This is a genomic window from Burkholderia sp. AU38729 (assembly GCF_020419725.1).
Lineage (GTDB): Bacteria > Pseudomonadota > Gammaproteobacteria > Burkholderiales > Burkholderiaceae > Burkholderia.
In genome coordinates this window covers 105389-123650 of sequence record NZ_JAIZQO010000010.1, presented here as the reverse complement: position 1 = coordinate 123650, position 18262 = coordinate 105389, and the positions used below count along the sequence as shown (strand labels likewise).

The following is an 18262-nucleotide window of genomic DNA, read 5'->3' as shown; positions in this document are numbered from 1 at the left end:
GCGGGTGAGAGAGGATTACCGGTTGTGCCGGTTCATGTAGACGAGCCGTTCGAGCAGGCTCAGGTCCTGCTCGTTCTTCAGCAGCGCGCCCGCGAGCGGCGGCACGATCTGCTTCGCATCCACGCCGCGCAACTGGTCGGCCGGGATGTTCTCGGCGAGCAGCAGCTTCAGCCAGTCGAGCAGCTCGGACGTCGACGGCTTCTTCTTCAGGCCCGACACGCCGCGCAATTCGAAGAAACTCTCGAGCGCCGCGCGCAGCAGCTCCTCGCGAATGTCCGGGAAATGGACCGCGACGATCTTCTGCATCGTCGCCGGGTCGGGAAACTGGATGTAGTGGAAGAAGCAGCGGCGCAGGAACGCGTCGGGCAGCTCCTTTTCGTTGTTCGACGTGATGATGACGAGCGGGCGGTGCTTCGCGCGGACCGTTTCCCGTGTTTCGTACACGTGGAACTCCATCCGGTCGAGCTCGCGCAGCAGGTCGTTCGGGAATTCGATGTCGGCCTTGTCGATCTCGTCGATCAGCAGCACGCTCGGGTGCTCGGCATCGAACGCCTGCCACAGCACGCCCTTGACGATGTAGTTCGAGATGTCCTTCACGCGCGCGTCGCCGAGCTGCGAATCGCGCAGCCGCGACACGGCGTCGTATTCGTACAGGCCCTGCTGCGCCTTCGTGGTCGACTTGATGTGCCACTGCAGCAGCGGCATGTCGAGCGCGGCGGCCACTTCCTCGGCGAGCATGGTCTTGCCGGTGCCGGGCTCGCCCTTGATCAGCAGCGGGCGTTGCAGCGTCAGCGCGGCATTGACCGCGAGCTTCAGATCGTCGGTGGCGACGTAGTGCGAGGACCCTTCGAAACGCATGGCGGCGCTCTTCTCAATCGGGGAAAAAAACCCAGTATAAGTCAGAAGGGCTGTCCGGTTGGGCCACGCCCGCGTATCGTTGCGGGGCTGTGGCGGGGCGAACCGGGGTGCCTTGTGGACGCGTTCCCCGCCGACGCGGTACAATCTGGCCGTTTTTTTTGGCCTGCGTGGCGACCTGATAAGCATAACGGCGCGGGCCGTTGCCGCTTCGGCGCCAGTTTCCCCTCAAGCTAGGTTACAAGAGCTATGAACAAATTCGTCGGCAAACACGTCGTTGTCGCAGCGCTCGTGGCGCTCGCGGGCAGCGCGCAGGCGGCCGGTGTGGTCGGCAACCCGAAGGACGGGGCGAGCAAGGCCGCCATGTGCATCGGTTGCCACGGCATCCAGGACTACCGCGCGGCGTACCCGGAGGTCTACCGGGTGCCTGTCCTCGGCGGCCAGAACCAGCAATATCTCGAGAACGCGCTGAAGGCCTATCGCAAGAAGGATCGTCACTTCCCGTCGATGAATGCGATCGCCGGTTCGCTGACGGACCAGGACATCGCGGATCTGGCGGCGTACTACGCCGTCCAGAAGGCCGACACGAAGGACAATCCCTACAAGTAAAGCGCGCGCCGCCGATCTGACCGGCGGGACAGGAGCATTCATGAACAACGCATTCAAGACGGCGGCGGTTGCACTGGCGGCCGGCCTCGCGATCGGTACCGCGCACGCGGCGGACACCACGAAGGGCAAGGAACTGGTCGAATCGCACAACTGCGCCGCCTGCCACGGCGCGCAGATGAACAAGCCGATCAACGCCGAATATCCGCGCCTCGCCGGCCAGCATGCCGACTACCTCGTGTGGGCGATGCGCCAGTACCAGATGGGCCTCACGAATCCGCTGCTCGGTCGCAACAACGCGATCATGCAGGCGCAGGTGCAGAGCCTGTCGGTCAGCGACATGAAGGACATCGCGGCCTACATCGAATCGCTGAAAGAAACCGATCTCGTGTTCAAGAAGTAAGCGCGACGGGCCCGACGGGCTCGCGCAGCAAAAATACCCCGCCGAGGCGGGGTATTTTTTTGTCCGCGCGCCGGCGCCGCGGCGCTCAGTCGCGCGATGCGCGACGCAGGATGCGCTGCAGGTACGCGTCGGTGTCGGGCGGCGTGCCCGTGCGCTGGGCTTCCCAGATCGTCTCGCCGAGGCATTCCATGATCACGTGCTGCGCGTCGTGGGTCGAGTCGAGCTTGGCCGCGAGCTTGTCGTGCGCGGCGCGGATGCCGGGCGGCTGGTCGATCGACAGCTGCTCGCTGATCGCGAGATGCATCGACAGGTGCAGGAACGGGTTCGTGCGGCCTTCCTCGGGCGTGTACTCGCGCGCGGTCGCGCCATCGGCGTCGGCGAGTTCGTCGTGGTATTCGGGATGCTCGACGATCCAGTCGGCTGCCATCGCTTCCAGCGGCGTCAGGATCTCGCCGGCGCGCTGCTTGCGCCAGGTCTCGGTGAAAAAGCGACGCACTTCGTCGCGGCTTGGATTGAACATGGTGGGGAAACGTCGTGATTCGGACGGCGTGATGCCGCGTCGCGCATTGTACGCCGGGGCGGCGGACGGCGCTGGCGGCGGGCGGGAGCGGGCTGTGCGTTGGCCCGCCGGGCGAGCAGGTGCGCAGGCTCAGGGCGCCGGCCGGTCGCCTGCGCCCTGAGCCTGCGACCGGGAACGGGTAAGCGCGGGCTAGGCTCGCCGCCGCCGCGCCGTTACACTCCGACGATTTCCGTCGCCACGCCGCTCGCGCCCGTCTCGTCATGACCGCTACCGCCCACCCGTCGTCCGCCGCCCTGCAGGGCACGCTCTATGTCGCGCTGTCCGCCGCCGCATTCGGCGCGATGGCGATCTTCGGCCGCTACGCGTATGCGGCCGGTGTCGACGTGCTCGGGCTGCTGATCGTGCGTTTCGCGATCGGCGGCGCGGTGCTCGCCGCGATTGCACGGCATCGCCGCGTCGCGTGGCCGCGCGGGCGCGCGCTCGCGCCGCTCGTGGCGATGGGCGCGCTCGGCTACGTCGGGCAGTCGTTCTGCTATTTCAGCGCGCTGCAGCATGCGCAGGCGAGCCTCGTCGCGCTGCTGCTGTACCTGTATCCGGCGTTCGTCACGCTGCTGGCCGCGTGGTGGCTCGGCGAGCGCCTCACGCGCGCGAAGGCCGTCGCGCTCGTGCTGTGCGTCGCGGGTTCGGCGCTGATGGTCGGCGGCGGGCACGGCGAGCCGCTCGGGATCGCGCTCGCGCTGGCTGCCGCGGTGATCTATTCGCTGTACATCGTCGGCGGCACGAAGGCGACGCGCGGCGTCGATCCGCTCGCGACCACCGCGATCATCTGCCTGTCGGCCACCGCGACGCTCGTGGCGATCGCCGTCGTGCGGACCGCCGCGTTCGGCGCGCCGCCGCGCTGGCCCGCGACAGCCGGCGGCTGGGCGTCGATGCTCGCGATCGCACTCGTGTCGACGGTGGCGGCGATGCTCGCGTTCTTTGCCGGCCTCGAACGGCTCGGGGCCGCGCGCACGTCGATGCTGTCGACGCTCGAACCGGTCGTGACGGTCGCGCTTGCGGCGCTGCTGTTCGGCGAAGCGCTGTCGCCGCTGCAGTGGGCGGGTGGCGTCGCGATTCTGGCTGCCGTGCTGGCGCTGGTGCGCGCGGGCGGCGCGGCGGCAGACGACGCGACGGCGACGTCCAACGCGTAAGTCGGGAAGGGGGAAAGCGGGGCGGCAGCGCGGGTGGCGATGCGCGATCGTGGTTGCGGTTTGCCGGCCGATCAACGGCCGACGGGGCGCGCGTCGTGCGCCCGGCCGCCTGGCGCCGGGCGCCGGGCGGCCTGCGGCCTGTCAGCCGCGGTGGCGCATCACTCGTTCGGCGGCGGCGTCTTCGGCCGGAATTCGCACAGCGGCTCGATCGCGCAATGCCAGCATTCGGGCTTGCGGGCCTTGCACACGTAGCGCCCGTGCAGGATCAGCCAGTGATGCGCGTCCTGCAGGAATTCCTTCGGCGTGAACTTCTCGAGCGCGGCCTCGACGGCGCGTACGTCCTTGCCCGGCGCGAGCCCGGTGCGGTTCGCGACGCGGAAGATATGCGTGTCGACCGCGATCGTCGGCTGGCCGAACGCGGTGTTCAGCACGACGTTCGCGGTCTTGCGGCCGACGCCCGGCAGCCCTTCGAGTGCTTCGCGATCGGCCGGCACCTCGCCGTCGTAGCGGTCCAGCAGGATCCGGCACGTCGCGACCACGTTCTTCGCCTTGGTCCGGTACAGGCCGATCGTCTTGATGTACTCGGTGACGCCTTCTTCGCCGAGTGCGACGATTTGTCGCGGTGTGTTCGCGACCGGAAACATCTTCCGCATTGCCTTGTTGACCGATACGTCGGTCGCCTGCGCGGACAGCATCACGGCGATCAGCAACTCGAACGGCGTCGAGTATTCGAGCTCGGTGGTCGGATGCGGATTGAGGCTCTGCAGCGTTTCGTAGATCGCGCGTCGTTTGCTGGCGTTCATGGAGCGTTCGGGTCGGGCGGTGCGGACGGGCCATCCGGGCCGTCGTTGCCTGCGTCGTTCTTTTCGTCGTTGCCGCTCGCGGCGGCCGCCTCGGCGTCGCGTTGGGCCTGCTGTTCGGCGAGCCGCTTGCGGCGCGCCTCGGCCGCGTCGATCTGCGCCTGGACGGCCGCGCTCACGCTTTCGGTGTTCTTCGGCCCGGCGCCTTGCCCGGACAGCTCTTCCTTCTTCTTGCGCGCGCGTTCGAGCGCGGCGGCGATGATCGCGCGCTTCTTCGCTTCGGCGTCGTCCGCGTGTGCGGCGGCCGGCGCGGCGGATGGCGTTTCCGCCTGTGCCGCAGCCGGTTTCGCGGCGCTCGCCGCGCGGCGGGCGGCCGCGCGCGCTTCGGCGGCCTCGCGTTCGCGGCGCTGGCGCGCGAGCCGCAGGTCATGGTGCTCGCGTGCGGCGTCGGCCTGCTCCTGCGACCACGCGTCCCAGCCGGTGCGTTCGCCGGTCACCGGCAGCATCGCGATACAGTCGACCGGGCAGGGCGGCACGCACAGGTCGCAACCGGTGCACTGCGACTCGATGATCGTGTGCATCTGCTTCGGCGCGCCGACGATCGCGTCGACCGGGCATGCCTGCATGCACAGCGTGCAGCCGATGCACAGGCTTTCGTCGATGAAGGCGACCGCGCGCGGATGCTCGCTGCCGTTGACGGGGTTCAGCGGGATCACCGGTTTGCCGAGCAGGCTCGACAGGCGCGCGATGCCTTCGGCGCCGCCGGGCGGGCACTGGTTGTAGTTCGCCTCGCCGGCGGCGATCGCCTCCGCGTACGGGCGGCAGCCGTTATAGCCGCACTTCGTGCATTGCGTCTGGGGAAGCAGATCTTCGATGCGATCTGCGAGTGTTTTGGAATCGGTCACGGTGACAACGGGCGCAGCGGCGCCGAATGGCTCTCGGCCGCGTCGGGCGCGGCCGGAAAGGTTTGCCAAAGCTCGATTATCGCCGATTTCCCGCATTGCGCTGGACGCCGTCTGTGCGCATAATCGAACCGCTTTTTTGCAGGGGCTCAGCAGGAGGGCGGCCGTTCGCGGCGCGCCCGTTCCAGGGCGGCCGGCGCCAAGGCGGTGGGGGTGCCGGTCCGGATCAAGCGGCTCACATAGCAAAACGCCACCATGAATCAGCCAAAAATCAAAAGAGATCCTGAAGGTACGCGCCGCCGCATCCTGATGGCGGCAGCCGAAGAGTTCGCGAGTGGAGGGCTGTTCGGCGCGCGCGTCGACCAGATCGCGCGCCGGGCCGAAACCAACGAGCGCATGCTCTATTACTACTTCGGCAGCAAGGAACAGCTGTTCACGGCGGTGCTCGAACACGCGTTCTCCGCGCTGACCGAGGCCGAGCGCGAGCTCGATCTCGACGGCGTCGCGCCGGTCGAAGCCGTCACGCGGCTCGCGCATTTCGTTTGGGACTACTACCGCGACCATCCGGAACTGCTCAGGCTCATCAACAACGAGAACCTGCACGAAGCGCGCTACCTGCACAAGTCGACGCGGATCCGCGAGATGATGTCGCCGATCGTCGCGAAGCTCGGCAACGTGCTGACGCGCGGCCAGAAGGCCGGGCTGTTCCGCACCGACGTCGATCCGCTGCGCTTCTACGTGACGCTGTCGGGGCTCGGCTACTACATCGTGTCGAACCGCTTCACGCTCGCCGCGACGCTCGGCCGCGACTTCACCGATGCCGACGAGCGCGCGGAGATGGTCCGGATGAACACCGAAGTGCTGCTCGCCTATCTGCTGCGGCGCTGATGCGCTGACCGCGCCGAAGCGGGCGCCCGATGTAAAAACGCCGCCGTGCGCAGGCAACGGCGGCGTTTTTTCATCGGAACGCGGTGCGTCAGGCGGCCTTGCGCGTGCGCACGGCTTTTGCGCGCGGGCTGACGGCGGCGGCGCGTTTCGCGGCCGGTGCGGCCTTGGCGGGGGCGGCGGCCTTCGCCGGCGCCTTCGCGCGCGTGCGCTTCGCCGTGGTGGCGCGCGTCGTTTCGGCCGGTGCGTCGCCGGCCGGCACGGCGGCGAGCGTCTTGGCGGCCGGCGTTTCCGGGACATCCTTCGTCGCACCGTGCTTCGGCTCCGGTGCATGCTCGCGGATGAAATCGCGCAGCTGCGGATAGATGATCGTGCGCCAGCGGCGGCCCGAGAAAATCCCGTAGTGACCGCACTTCTCGGCGGTCAGGCTGCGGCGCTGGTCCTGCGGGATGCCCGTGCACAGCTCGTGCGCGACGTGCGTCTGGCCGCTGCCCGAGATGTCGTCCAGTTCGCCCTCGATCGTCATCAGCGCGGTGTGCCGGATGTCCTGCGGACGCACGCGCTCGCCTTCGACGTCCCACGTGCCTTCGGCCAGGCGGAACTCCTGGAACACGACGCGGATCGTCTCGAGGTAATACTCGGCGGCCATGTCGAGCACCGCGTTGTATTCGTCATAGAAGCGGCGGTGCGCTTCGGCGTCGTCCTCGTCGCCGCGCAACAGGCTCTGGTAGAAATCCCAGTGCGATTGCGCGTGCCGCTCCGGGTTCATCGCGACGAAGCCCGTGTGCTGCAGGAAGCCCGGATACACCTGGCGGCCTTCGCCCGGATAGTTCGCCGGCACCGTGTGGATCACGTTGTTCTCGAACCATGCGGTCGAGTGCTGCGTGGCGAGCGAGTTCACCGACGTCGGGCTGCGGCGCGCATCGATCGGGCCGCCCATCATCGTCATCGTGAGCGGCGTGTCCTCGCCGCGGCTCGCCATCAGCGAGATCGCCGCGAGCACCGGCACCGTCGGCTGGCACACCGAGATCACGTGCAGGTTGCGCGCGCCGATGTGACGGATGAACTCCTGGATGTACGCGATGTAGTCGTGCAGGTGGAACGGGCCGGTCTCGACCGGCACCATCCGTGCGTCGATCCAGTCGGTGATGTAGACCTTGTGATCCTGCAGCAGCGTGCGCACGGTGTCGCGCAGCAGTGTCGAGTGGTGGCCCGACAGCGGCGCGCAGACCAGCACGACCGGTTCGTCCTTCAGTTGCGTGACGGCGTCGGCGTCGTCCGAATAGCGCTTGAAGCGCAGCAGCCGGCAGAACGGCTTCTCGACGATCGTCTGCTCGACGATCGGGATGTTGTGGCCGTCCTTGACGATCTGATGAATGTTGAATTCAGGCTTCTCGTAATCCTTGCCGAGCCGGTACATCAACTCGTACGCGGCGGCCATCCGCGTCGCGCCCGGCATCAGCGAGAACGGGCTGGACGGATTGGCGAATGATTTGGAAGCGGCCTGGGCCCAGGCCGTCAGCGGGCTCAGCATGGCGCGCTGGAATTCGTGCAGTTGGTAAAGCATGCAGACTACTCCCGCGTGGGGGACGGAGCGCAAGGGCGGCGTGGGGCGTCGCGGCGTGCCGTGTGGGTCAGCGACCGGCCATGTTGCATTGCAGCCGGATAATCGCGTCGATCATATCGGACAACGATGGGTGGTGCAATGCAACATTTCCCCGATTTTTCATCAAAGTTTTGCGATTTGACGTTATCTGACCAAGCCGCTCGCGCCCCCGTTCAGCGCCCCGTCGCCACGGCCGGCGCGGGCTGGCCGGCCGCGCGCGCCATCGCGTCCTCGTGGTGCATCAGGTTCATCGCGGTATGCACGAGCGCCACGTGCGAGAACGCCTGCGGGAAGTTGCCGACGAGCCGCCCGGCCACCGGGTCGTACTCCTCCGCGAGCAGCCCGAGGTCGTTCGACAGCGCGAGCAGCCGGCTGAACAGGCGGTGCGCGTCGTCGATCCGGCCCAGCAGCGCATAGTTGTCGACCAGCCAGAAGCTGCACGCGAGAAACGTGCCTTCGCCGGGCGGCAGGCCGTCGTCGTAGTCGGTCGTGCGGTAGCGCATCACGAGCCCGTCGTGCAGCAACTCCCGCTCGATTGCCTCGACCGTGCCGACGATGCGCGGATCTTCCGGCGGCAGGAAGCCCAGCAGCGGCATCAGCAGCACGCTGGCGTCGAGCTCGTCGCTGCCGTAGCTCTGCGCAAACGCCCGTTTGCTTTCGTGCCACGCGTTGGCGCACACGTCGGCATGGATCTGGTCGCGCAGCGCACGCCAGCGGTCGAGCGAGCCGGGCAGCCGGAACATCTCCGCCGACTTGATCGCGCGGTCGAACGCGACCCACGCCATCACCTTCGAGAACGTGAAATGGCGGCGGCCGCCGCGCGTTTCCCAGATGCCTTCGTCGGGCTCCTGCCAGATCTTCTCGAGATGGTCGAGCAGCGCGCACTGCACGGACCAGACCGTGTCGTCGGCCTGCAGGCCGCCCACCCGGGCGAGGTGCAGCGCGGCCATCACCTCGCCGAACACGTCGAGCTGGAGCTGGTTCGCGGCGCCGTTGCCGATGCGCACCGGCTTCGAGTCCTGGTAGCCGGGCAGCCAGTCGAGCTCCATTTCCGGCAGCCGGCGTTCGCCGGCGATCCCGTACATGATCTGGATCTGCTCGGGCGAGCCGGCCATCACGCGGCCGAGCCACGTGCGCCACGCGCGCGCCTCGTCGTAGTAGCCGCCGCGCATCAGCGCGAGCAGCGTGATCGTCGCGTCGCGCAGCCAGCAGTAGCGGTAGTCCCAGTTGCGGTTGCCGCCGATCTTCTCGGGCAGCGACGTGGTCGGCGCGGCGACGATGCCGCCGGTCGGCTCGTACGCGAGCGCCTTCAGCGTGATCAGCGAGCGGCGCACGGCCGCCGCGTAGCGGCCCTGCACCTGGCAGCGGCCCGACCATTCGAGCCAGTAGTTCTCGGTGCGCGCGAGCATCGACAGCGGATCGCGCGCGGGCGGCAGCCGCAGGTGCGACGCCGCATAACTGAGCGAGAACGGCACGCGCTCGTCCGCGCTCACCGTGAATTCCGCGAGCGTGTGGAGATTCTTGCCGGTGAGCGGCACCGGCGTGCGCAGCACGACGGTGTCGGGGCCCGCGATCGCCTTCATGCCGTCCTCGCGGGTCAGCTGCGTGACCCACGGGATCGAGAAGCCATAGTCGAAGCGCAACACGAGCTCCATGCGCATCTTCATCGTGCCGTGGCGGCCGACGACGATCCGCACCAGTTCGGACCAGCCGTTGCCGGGCGGCATGAAGTCGACCACGGTGACGGCGCCGTCGGCGCTTTCGTAGTCGGTTTCGAGAATCAGCGTGTCGCCGCGATAGCGGCGCGTCGTGTGCGTGATCGCGGCGTCGGCGGCCGGCGCGAGCAGCCAGCGGCCGTGCTCGGGGGTGCCGAGAAGCGCCGCGAAGCAGGCGCCCGAATCGAAGCGGGGCCAGCACAGCCAGTCGACGGAGCCGTCTTTAGCGATCAGCGCGGCAGTATGGCCGTCGCCGACGAGGGCGTAGTCTTCGATCAGGGCAGGCATGGGCAGGCGATCCTTGGGTATTCGAGTTCACAATGCGGACGGCGGCGGCCAAGGCTTCACGCGCTGGCACCGCGCCCCGTATACTCGGCCGGGCGGCGGAGCGCATGAACGGCCGGCGTTTCGTCCTATCTCAACACTTGAAGCGACTCGATGCAAGGAGGATTCAATGCCCAACCGTTTACGCGAGCGTGACGCACGCGCTTCGACACGAGGGTTCCCGCTTAGGCTCGCTCACTGGATGAAAGGTTTCGCGATCGTGCTCTCCCTTTCCGCGACCCACGCATTCGCGCAGCAATCGCCCGCCCCGGCCGACGGCGTCTACAACCTGCTCGTCGGCACCTATACGGGGGGCGGCAGCGACGGCATCTATGTTTACCGCTTCGATACGAAAACCGGCAGCGTCGCGCCCGTGTCGTCGGCGAAGACCGTGAATCCGTCGTATCTGTTGCCGAGCCGCGACGGTCGCACCGTCTACGCGGTCAACGAACTGCCCGGCGACGACGGGCCGGCGACCACGCGCGGCGGCGTCAGCGCATTCCGCTTCGACGCGAAGACGGGCGCGTTGAGTTTCATCGACCGCGTGTCGTCGGAAGGGAACGATCCCTGCTATCTCGCGCTGTCGCCCGACGGCAAGTACCTCGTGACCGCCAACTACTCGGTCGCGAAGGATCCGGGCGGCAGCTTCGCGGTGTTTCCGCTGCGCGACGACGGCGCGGTCGGCCAGGCCGCGCTGACCGTGCACCATGAAGGCACGGGGCCCGTGAAGGGCCGCCAGGACGGCGCGCACGTGCATTCGACGGTGTTTTCGCCGGACGGCCGTTACCTGTTCGTGCAGGATCTCGGCGCCGACAAGATCTACGGCTACCGCTACACGGTGGACGGCAGCCGCGGGCTGATCAGCCCGACCGACACGCGCTACACGCCGGTGAAGGCGGGCTCGGGCCCGCGCCACATGGTGTTCGGCGCCGACGGCCGGTATGCGTACGTGACGAGCGAGCTCAACGCGTCGGTCGAGGTGTTCGGCTACCACGACGGCAAGCTGACGCCGGTCGAGACCGTGTCGATGACCGCGCCGGGCTTCAAGGGCAAGGTCGGCGGCGGCGCGATCCACCTGTCGCCGGACGGCCGCTTCCTGTACGTGAGCAACCGCGGCGACGCGAACGACCTGGTGATCTACGCGGTGAACCAGGCCGACGGCCGGTTGAAGCAGGTCGGCCGCCAGTCGAGCCTCGGCAAGACGCCGCGCGAGTTCCTGATCGATCCGACCGGCAAGTGGCTGATTGTCGGCAACCAGGACAGCGATACGTTCTACGTGTTCAGCCGCAATGTCGAAACGGGGCAGCTCGGCCCGAATCCGCAGAAGGTGGCGGTCGGCAAGCCGGTCGACTTCAAGCTGGTGCCGGTCGCGCAGTAAATCGCGGCCGATTCCCGGTCGATGCAAGTAGGGCGCTGCCGATGCAGCGCCCTTCGTTTTTCGGGGCCGCCGGTTTCCCGGCGCGCCCGTATCGGTTGCCGGCGGCCGACCGGTTGCAGCGCTCAGTCGGCCGCGGCCGGCACGAGTACCTCGCGGCTGCCGTTGATGCCCATCGGCGACACGAGCCCGGCCGCCTCCATCTGCTCGACGAGGCGCGCGGCGCGGTTGTAGCCGATGCGCAACTGCCGCTGCACCGACGAGATCGACGCGCGCCGCGTGCGCACGACGAACGCGACGGCTTCGTCGTACAGCGGATCGGCTTCCGCGTCCGGCGCATCGCCGAACAGGTCCTGCGTCGCGCCGTCGGCGGCCGGTCCGTCGAGGATCCCTTCCTCGTACTGCGGCTCGCCGAACTGCTTCAGGTACTCGACGACCCGGTGCACTTCTTCGTCCGCGACGAACGCGCCGTGCACGCGCTGCGGATAACCGGTGCCCGGCGGCAGGAACAGCATGTCGCCCATCCCGAGCAGCGATTCGGCGCCCATCTGGTCGAGGATCGTGCGCGAGTCGATCTTCGACGACACCTGGAACGCGACGCGCGTCGGGATGTTCGCCTTGATCAGGCCCGTGATCACGTCGACGGACGGACGCTGCGTCGCGAGGATCAGGTGGATGCCGGCCGCACGCGCCTTCTGCGCGAGGCGGGCGATCAGTTCCTCGATCTTCTTGCCGGCGACCATCATCAGGTCGGCCAGCTCGTCGATCACGACGACGATCAGCGGCAGCGTCGACAGCGGCTCCGGATCCTCGGGCGTCAGCGAGAACGGGTTGCCGATCTTCTTTTCCTTCGCTTCGGCATCGCGGATCTTCTGGTTGAAGCCCGCGAGGTTGCGCACGCCGACGGCCGACATCAGCCGGTAGCGTTTCTCCATCTCGCCGACGCACCAGTTCAGTGCGTTCGCCGCAAGCTTCATGTCGGTGACGACCGGCGCGAGCAGATGCGGGATGCCTTCGTAGACCGACAGCTCGAGCATCTTCGGGTCGATCATGATCAGTCGCACGTCCTCGGGTGTCGCCTTGTACAGCAGCGACAGGATCATCGCGTTGATCGCGACCGACTTGCCCGAGCCGGTCGTGCCCGCGACGAGCATGTGCGGCGCCTTCGCGAGATCGGTGACGACCGGGTGGCCGGTGATGTCCTTGCCCATCGCGATCGTCAATTGCGACGCCGAGTGCTGGTACGGGCGCGACTCGAGAATTTCCGACAGGCGGATCATCTGCCGCTTCGCGTTCGGCAGTTCGAGGCCCATGCAGGTCTTGCCGGGAATCGTCTCGACGACGCGGATCGACGTGAGGCCGAGGCCGCGCGACAGATCCTTCATCAGCCCGACGATCTGGCTGCCGCGCACGCCGAGCGCGGGTTCGATCTCGAAGCGCGTGATCACGGGGCCGGCGGACGCGCCGACCACCGTCACCGGCACCTTGAATTCCTGCAGCCGCTGTTCAATCACCTGCGCGGTTTGCGCGAGGTGTTCGTCGGTGATCGTTTCGATGTCGCCGGACGCGGACGCGGGCTCGAGCAGGTCGAGCGTCGGCAGTTCGACGCTGAACGACGCGGGTGCGTGGAATTCGAAGGCGTTCGGGCGCGGCTGGCGCGCGGGGGTGTCGGGGGCGGACGAGCCGGCTGCGGCAGGTGCGGCCGATTCGGTTGCCGGGGTGATTGCTTCGGCCGGCGGGGCAGTGAAGGTCGCCGGTGCGGACAGGCTCGCGCCGGCGATCGTTGCTGCGGGTTGCGGCGGCGCCACGGGCGAGGTGGCTGACGGTGCCGCGGAGACGTTCGACACGGACCAGCTTGCCGGCGACGAGTTCGCGGCGGCCGGGGGGGCGAACGTCGTGGCTTCGACGGCTGCGGGTGCGGAACCGATCGACGGAGCCAGCGCCGCAGTGGTTGCACCGAAGGACGTCAGCGAGCCGGCCGGAGCGACGGGCGAACTGGCGATTGGTTGCGCTGGGGTGGCCGCGGCGGTGGCGATCGGTGCGACTACGCCGGAGGACGTTGCCGTCGTGGCGGCAGGGGCCGGCGGCACGGGCAGGCCTGCGGCCGACTGCGATGCGATTGCGCCGGAGGGGGCGAAGGTGCCGAATGTCGTACCGGTCGACGAGGTCGATGGGGTGGCCGGATGCGTCGGGGCAGGCGCGGCGGAGGGAGCCGCGACCGAGCTGGACACGACATTCACGGGTGTCGTGGTAGCGATCGCCGGCGTGCTCGAACCGGATGCCGAGGCTGTCGGGCTGGCCGTCGACGGCGTCACGGCGGGCGCAACGGGCGATGCGGGTGTTGATGCGCGGGGGAACGAGCCGTAAGTCGTGCCCGCAACGGTCGATGCCGACGCGGCTGGTTGCGAAAGCGAGGTCGACGCCATGCCGGTTGCGCCCATCGCAGATGCCGGCGCGACGGGTGCAGTGTTCGATGCCGAAGCGGCCGGCTGAGAAAGCGAAGCCGACGCAGCGCCGGTTACGCCGACGGGGGATGCTGGCGCGACGGGAGCAGTGTTCGATGTCGAAGCGGCAGGCTGCGAAAGCGAGGTCGACGCAGCGCCGGTTACGCCGATCGCAGATGCCGACGGAACGGCTGCAACGGTCGACGTAGCCGGTTGAGCCGGCGAACCGGATGCCGTGTCGATCACACCATCCGACGAAGCGGTAACGGCGACAGGCGCGATGCCTGAAGCGGATGCAGGCGCTTGTGCGGTCGAACCGTACGCGGTGCCGACGAGCGGCGACGCAGTGCTTGCCGAAGCCGTTTGCGCGGCGGCAAACGGTTGAGCGGCAACCGGCGATTTCGGCAATTCCGCGGTGACAGGCGTATTCGTCGGGGCCGGTTGCGCCGTCGCAGGTGTCCACGTCCATGCTGTCGCCCGTGCGGTGCCTTCAGCGGTTGCCGCCAGCGGCGCTGCAGGTTCCACCGTATCCGACTTGGCAGCTTCCAGTGCGGCACTCGATGCGGCCGGCGCCGCCGCCGCAAACGGCCTGGTTTCGGCATTCGCGCGCGGCGTCGTTTCGACGATCGGCGAAGCGGGGAGGGCCGCGAACGGCACGCTGTTCCCGGCGTGTTTCACGTCGGCGTGTGCATTGGCGATGCCCGGAGGCACGCTGGCCGATACGGTGCGATCGATTGCAGGAGCCGGATGCGCCGTGTACTTGTCGTCGGTATCGATGGATGCCGGGTTGCTCGCGGCGAGGTCGTGAACCGCCTCGGTCCCGGGTTGCGCGAAGGCGGCATGGGCCGGTTCCGGTTCCGTCGCATCGGTCGATGACTCGGCGACCGGGTTCCAGGCGGATGCGTCGAACGCGGAAACCGGTTGGCCGGCGAGGTCCTCCCACGGCGCGAGGTCGATGGGCGCGTCGAACGTCGGCGCGGGCGAGATTCCCGATGCCGGTACGGCAGCGGCAGCGACATCGTCGGCGTGCCGGATCTCGTCATTGGCGTGATGCGGGAACGCGGCATCGTCGCTGCCGGTATTCGACACCGCGTGCGGTGCGGCGGCGTCGACTGCCACGGCGCCCGCATCGGCGACGGGTGCTTGGACGGCGGGGGCTGCCGGATTGAACGCATCGAGCACGATCGGTGCGTTGTCGTCGTACGCCGGCGCCGGATCGTGGGCGAGCGGAGTACTGGCGTCACGGGCTGCGAGGCCGTGGGCCGCGGAAGCGATCCCGGCCGGCACGGCCGCGGCTGCCGGCGCTGCCATGCCGGCCGCCCTCGCGGCCACACCGGCCACGGTTGCCGCTGCCGCTGCCGCCGCCGCGTGCCCGGCATCGTCCTGCGCACCGCCCAGCGTCGCCCACTGCGCGGTGCTGGCTTCGATCGAGCGCAGCGTGTCGTGCACGCTCGGCGCCGGCGTGATCGGCGCGGCGGGTTTTTCCGTCCAGGCATAAAGCGGTGCACGCGCCGGCGTGGGCTGCGGCGGGCGACGTCGTGCCGCATCCTGCGTCAGGCCGGCCGAACCGACTGCAGCTGCGGGGCGTACGGGCGGGCGCGGCGGCTGCGCGATGGCCGGCCGCGGCGTGACCGTGGTACGCGGCGGGGCCGGCTTCAACGCGGCGGTAGCCGGCCGCGCGGCAGTCGGCCGCGGGCGGACAGGTTCGAATCCGGCAGGAAGCGGGGCTGGATCCGGGCGCGGGACTTGCGCGTTCGCGGCTGCGCGCGCGAGGCTGGCGGTGCTGCCGGTCGTCGGCGGCGGCATCGCGCTGGCCGGCGTGATCGGCGCGGGCGGTGTCGGCATGCTGCGCTGGGGCGCGGCCGGCTTCAACCAGCCCGACGGCGCAACAGGTTCCACGTGCGGGCGCGCAGGCGTGCTGCTGCGCGGCTTCGGCCGGGCCTGCGGGTCGGGTTTCCACAGCGTCGGGCGCGAATACCGGCCGTTCTGGCGGGGCGCCATCGAATTGACGGTATGCGCGGTGGTCGGCTGGACGATGTCGTCGTCGCGATGCAATGCGCTGCGCGGCAGGTCGGCGATGCCGCGTGCTTCGTCGTCACCGCCGTCCCGCGCCAGCTTGACGCCGAACGACGTATCGACCCACGCGGCGAACTGCCGCCAGCCGATGCCGGTCAGCCAGGGCAGCCCGGCGAAGAACAGCACGACCATCGCGACCGGCGTGCCGATCGGGCCGAGCACGTGGGCGAAGCCTGTCGAGAACGCATGGCCGAGCGCGTTCGTATCGGGGCCCGACAGCGGGCTCGTCAGCGTGCAGCTCGCCACGAACACCGCGGCGAAGCCGAGCCACAGACGGATCGAGCCGCGGCCGGCAAGCCCGACACCGCCAGGCAGCATCGCCTGCACGAGACGCCAGAAGAGAAGGAGGAACCAGACGGCGGAGATGCCGAACCAGCCGAAGACAACCGTGTGCATGCTTTGAAACAGGAGTGGGGAGGGGCGCGCGGGGCGCGACCCGCCGAGTTTAACCGGCCGGCGAACAAGACTCTAACGCGGCGTGCATCCGATTCACGCCGCGCGACGCGTGTGCGCGGCACACGCGCGTGGCGCGCCAGGCGAAGGCGGTCGGTCGGCCTTCGCGCGCGCCCTGCATCAGGGGCTCCGGTGCGTGAAGGTCAACGTCGCGCCGGACGTGGTCACGATCTGCAATTGCTGCGGCTCGCGCATCTGCACGCCGGTCTTGTCGACGTGGGCGAGTGCGTCGAGGTACGCGGTTTCGAGCTGGCCGCCGAGCGTATTCGGGCAGGCCATCCGCGTGCCGGCGAGCGGCCCGAAGCTCAACAGGCCGTTCTTGATCGCGTAGGTGCCCATGTAGCGGTTGCAGCCCGAAAACCCGCTGGCGCGCCGGATGCCCGAGTCGGTCGACAGCGCGAGCTTGATCGGCTCGCCGTTGTCGCCGTGCGGGATCGCGCGCTGCGTGCCGTCGGCATTCAGCCAGCTGGTGAGTTCCCAGCTCGTGTCGTCGAGCAGCTGGACGGCCGCCGGGTTGTACGGGTCGGGTGCGGGGGCGGCGGAATCGGGGTGGGTCGGCATCGCGCAGGCGGCGAGAAGCGTGGCAAGCGTCAACGCGCAGAGCGGCGCGCGCAGCGGGCGAAGCAGGCCGGTGCGCGCGCGTGCGGCGGCGGACAGGTGGGACATGAGCCTCGTTCCTCATCGGATTCTGATCAAGGCGTAAGAGTAACGCACCCGTGCCGCGGCAGGCGAGCCGACACTTCACGCGTGAAAACGTTCGCAGCCTGCTCGCGAGCGGCCCGCGGCCGGGCGCCGGCGCGGCGAAACGCGCAAAACCGGCGCCGTGGCGCGTGTTAACATCGGAGCCGTTTTCGTCCTCCACCAGAAGCGGGTAATCACATGCAGATCGGTCAGCGGCTCGGTACGCCGCTCTCACCCTCGGCCACGCGCGTCATGCTGCTCGGCGCCGGCGAGCTCGGCAAGGAAGTCATCATCGCGTTGCAGCGGCTCGGCGTCGAAGTCGTCGCGGTCGACCGCTATCCGGACGCACCGGGCCACCAGGTCGCGCATCGCGCGCACGTGATCGACATGACGGACGCCGCCGCGCTGCGCGCGATCGTCGAAGCCGAACGCCCGCACCTGATCGTGCCGGAGATCGAGGCGATCGCGACCGACGCGCTCGCGGCGATCGAGGCGGCCGGCCTCGCCGAAGTGATCCCGACCGCGCGCGCGACGCAGCTCACGATGAATCGCGAAGGGATCCGCCGGCTCGCGGCCGAGGAGCTCGGCCTGCCGACTTCGCCGTATGCGTTCGCGGATTCGTTCGAGGCGTTCAGCGCGGCGATCGCGAAGATCGGCATGCCGTGCGTCGTCAAGCCCGTGATGTCGTCGTCGGGCAAGGGGCAGTCGGTCGTGAAGACCGAGGCCGACGTGAAGCCGGCGTGGGACTACGCGATGGCGGGCGGGCGTGTGAACCACGGCCGCGTGATCGTCGAGGGCTTCGTCGATTTCGACTACGAGATCACGCAGCTCACCGTGCGCGCGATCGATCCGGCGACGAACGCCACGCGCACCTATTTCTGCGAGCCGGTCGGCCACGTGCAGGTCGCGGGCGACTACGTCGAATCGTGGCAGCCGCAGCCGATGAGCGCGGTGGCGCTCGAGAAGTCGCGCGAGATCGCGCACAAGGTCACCGAGGCGCTCGGCGGGCGCGGGATGTTCGGCGTCGAGCTGTTCGTGCGCGGCGACGACGTGTGGTTCTCCGAGGTGAGCCCGCGGCCGCACGATACGGGCCTCGTCACGCTCGCGTCGCAGCGCCAGTCGGAATTCGAGCTGCACGCGCGTGCGATTCTCGGGCTGCCGGTCGATCCGGCGCTCGGTACGCCTGCCGCGTCGGCCGTGATCTACGGTGGGCTCGACGAGCGCGGGATCGCGTTCGAGGGCGTGCGCGACGCGCTTGCCGTGCCGGGCGCCGACCTGCGCCTGTTCGGCAAGCCGGAAAGTTTCGCGAAGCGGCGCATGGGCGTCGCGCTGGCGACCGGCGCGACCGTCGACGAAGCCCGCGAACGCGCGAAGCGCGCCGCCGCGGCCGTCCGGCCGGTGTCGGCCCGCTGACGTAATCAGGAGAG

General features: G+C 68.9%; 13 protein-coding genes and 1 pseudogene. 6 read left to right on the top strand and 8 right to left on the bottom strand.

The features are described 5' to 3' along the window. Window positions 1–15: 15 nt before the first annotated feature. Window positions 16–858, bottom strand: a complete 843-nt coding sequence (locus LGM56_RS25595) for an AAA family ATPase (protein WP_089426034.1) — start codon at window positions 856–858, stop codon at window positions 16–18. A gap of 246 nt (window positions 859–1104) precedes the next feature. On the opposite strand from LGM56_RS25595, the gene LGM56_RS25590 reads away from it, so the two are divergent. Next, complete coding sequence (locus LGM56_RS25590; protein ID WP_011352793.1) at window positions 1105–1464, top strand: c-type cytochrome; 360 nt, start codon at window positions 1105–1107, stop codon at window positions 1462–1464. Window positions 1465–1504: 40 nt separating this feature from the next. Continuing rightward, the gene (locus LGM56_RS25585) at window positions 1505–1864 is read left to right on the top strand and encodes a c-type cytochrome (protein ID WP_011352792.1); all 360 of its coding nucleotides are present in this window, start codon (window positions 1505–1507) and stop codon (window positions 1862–1864) included. A gap of 85 nt (window positions 1865–1949) precedes the next feature. On the opposite strand, the gene LGM56_RS25580 is transcribed toward LGM56_RS25585, so the two are convergent. After that, window positions 1950–2384 (bottom strand): DUF1841 family protein, encoded by a 435-nt coding sequence (locus tag LGM56_RS25580; RefSeq protein ID WP_089495376.1) that lies wholly within the window; start codon window positions 2382–2384, stop codon window positions 1950–1952. A gap of 260 nt (window positions 2385–2644) precedes the next feature. On the opposite strand from LGM56_RS25580, the gene LGM56_RS25575 reads away from it, so the two are divergent. Beyond that, window positions 2645–3574: a DMT family transporter gene (locus LGM56_RS25575; protein WP_089495375.1), complete on the top strand. Its 930-nt coding sequence runs from the start codon at window positions 2645–2647 to the stop codon at window positions 3572–3574. A 158-nt stretch (window positions 3575–3732) separates the two neighbouring features. On the opposite strand, the gene nth is transcribed toward LGM56_RS25575, so the two are convergent. Further along, window positions 3733–4377, bottom strand: coding sequence for an endonuclease III (gene nth / locus LGM56_RS25570; protein ID WP_042976184.1), 645 nt, complete (start codon window positions 4375–4377; stop codon window positions 3733–3735). Next, complete coding sequence (rsxB, locus tag LGM56_RS25565; RefSeq protein WP_226207091.1) at window positions 4374–5375, bottom strand: electron transport complex subunit RsxB; 1002 nt, start codon at window positions 5373–5375, stop codon at window positions 4374–4376. The genes nth and rsxB overlap by 4 nt, the downstream gene beginning before the upstream one ends. Window positions 5376–5531: 156 nt before the next feature. On the opposite strand from rsxB, the gene LGM56_RS25560 reads away from it, so the two are divergent. Then, a complete protein-coding gene (locus LGM56_RS25560; RefSeq protein ID WP_039370405.1) occupies window positions 5532–6164 on the top strand; it encodes a TetR family transcriptional regulator in 633 nt (210 codons plus the stop codon). An 88-nt stretch (window positions 6165–6252) separates the two neighbouring features. On the opposite strand, the gene LGM56_RS25555 is transcribed toward LGM56_RS25560, so the two are convergent. Both LGM56_RS25555 and LGM56_RS25550 read right to left on the bottom strand, forming a co-directional pair. Further along, entirely contained in the window at window positions 6253–7728 is a 1476-nt protein-coding gene (locus tag LGM56_RS25555; RefSeq protein WP_226207089.1) for a polyhydroxyalkanoate depolymerase, read from the bottom strand. Between the two features lie 212 nt (window positions 7729–7940). Further along, window positions 7941–9770: a glycoside hydrolase family 15 protein gene (locus LGM56_RS25550; protein WP_226207088.1), complete on the bottom strand. Its 1830-nt coding sequence runs from the start codon at window positions 9768–9770 to the stop codon at window positions 7941–7943. Window positions 9771–9936: 166 nt separating this feature from the next. Between LGM56_RS25550 and LGM56_RS25545 the strand changes: the two genes are divergently transcribed. Continuing rightward, window positions 9937–11184, top strand: a complete 1248-nt coding sequence (locus tag LGM56_RS25545) for a lactonase family protein (RefSeq protein ID WP_226207087.1) — start codon at window positions 9937–9939, stop codon at window positions 11182–11184. 122 nt (window positions 11185–11306) lie between these two features. On the opposite strand, the pseudogene LGM56_RS37040 reads toward LGM56_RS25545, so the two are convergent. Then, a pseudogene (locus LGM56_RS37040) lies at window positions 11307–13325 on the bottom strand (DNA translocase FtsK); the annotation flags it as partial. Between the two features lie 2949 nt (window positions 13326–16274). Continuing rightward, on the bottom strand, window positions 16275–16820 hold the full coding sequence (locus LGM56_RS25535) for an META domain-containing protein (RefSeq protein ID WP_089440712.1): 546 nt from the start codon (window positions 16818–16820) through the stop codon (window positions 16275–16277). A 213-nt stretch (window positions 16821–17033) separates the two neighbouring features. Between LGM56_RS25535 and purT the strand changes: the two genes are divergently transcribed. Further along, on the top strand, window positions 17034–18248 hold the full coding sequence (gene purT, locus LGM56_RS25530; RefSeq protein WP_043189007.1) for a formate-dependent phosphoribosylglycinamide formyltransferase: 1215 nt from the start codon (window positions 17034–17036) through the stop codon (window positions 18246–18248). The last annotated feature ends 14 nt before the right edge of the window (window positions 18249–18262 follow it).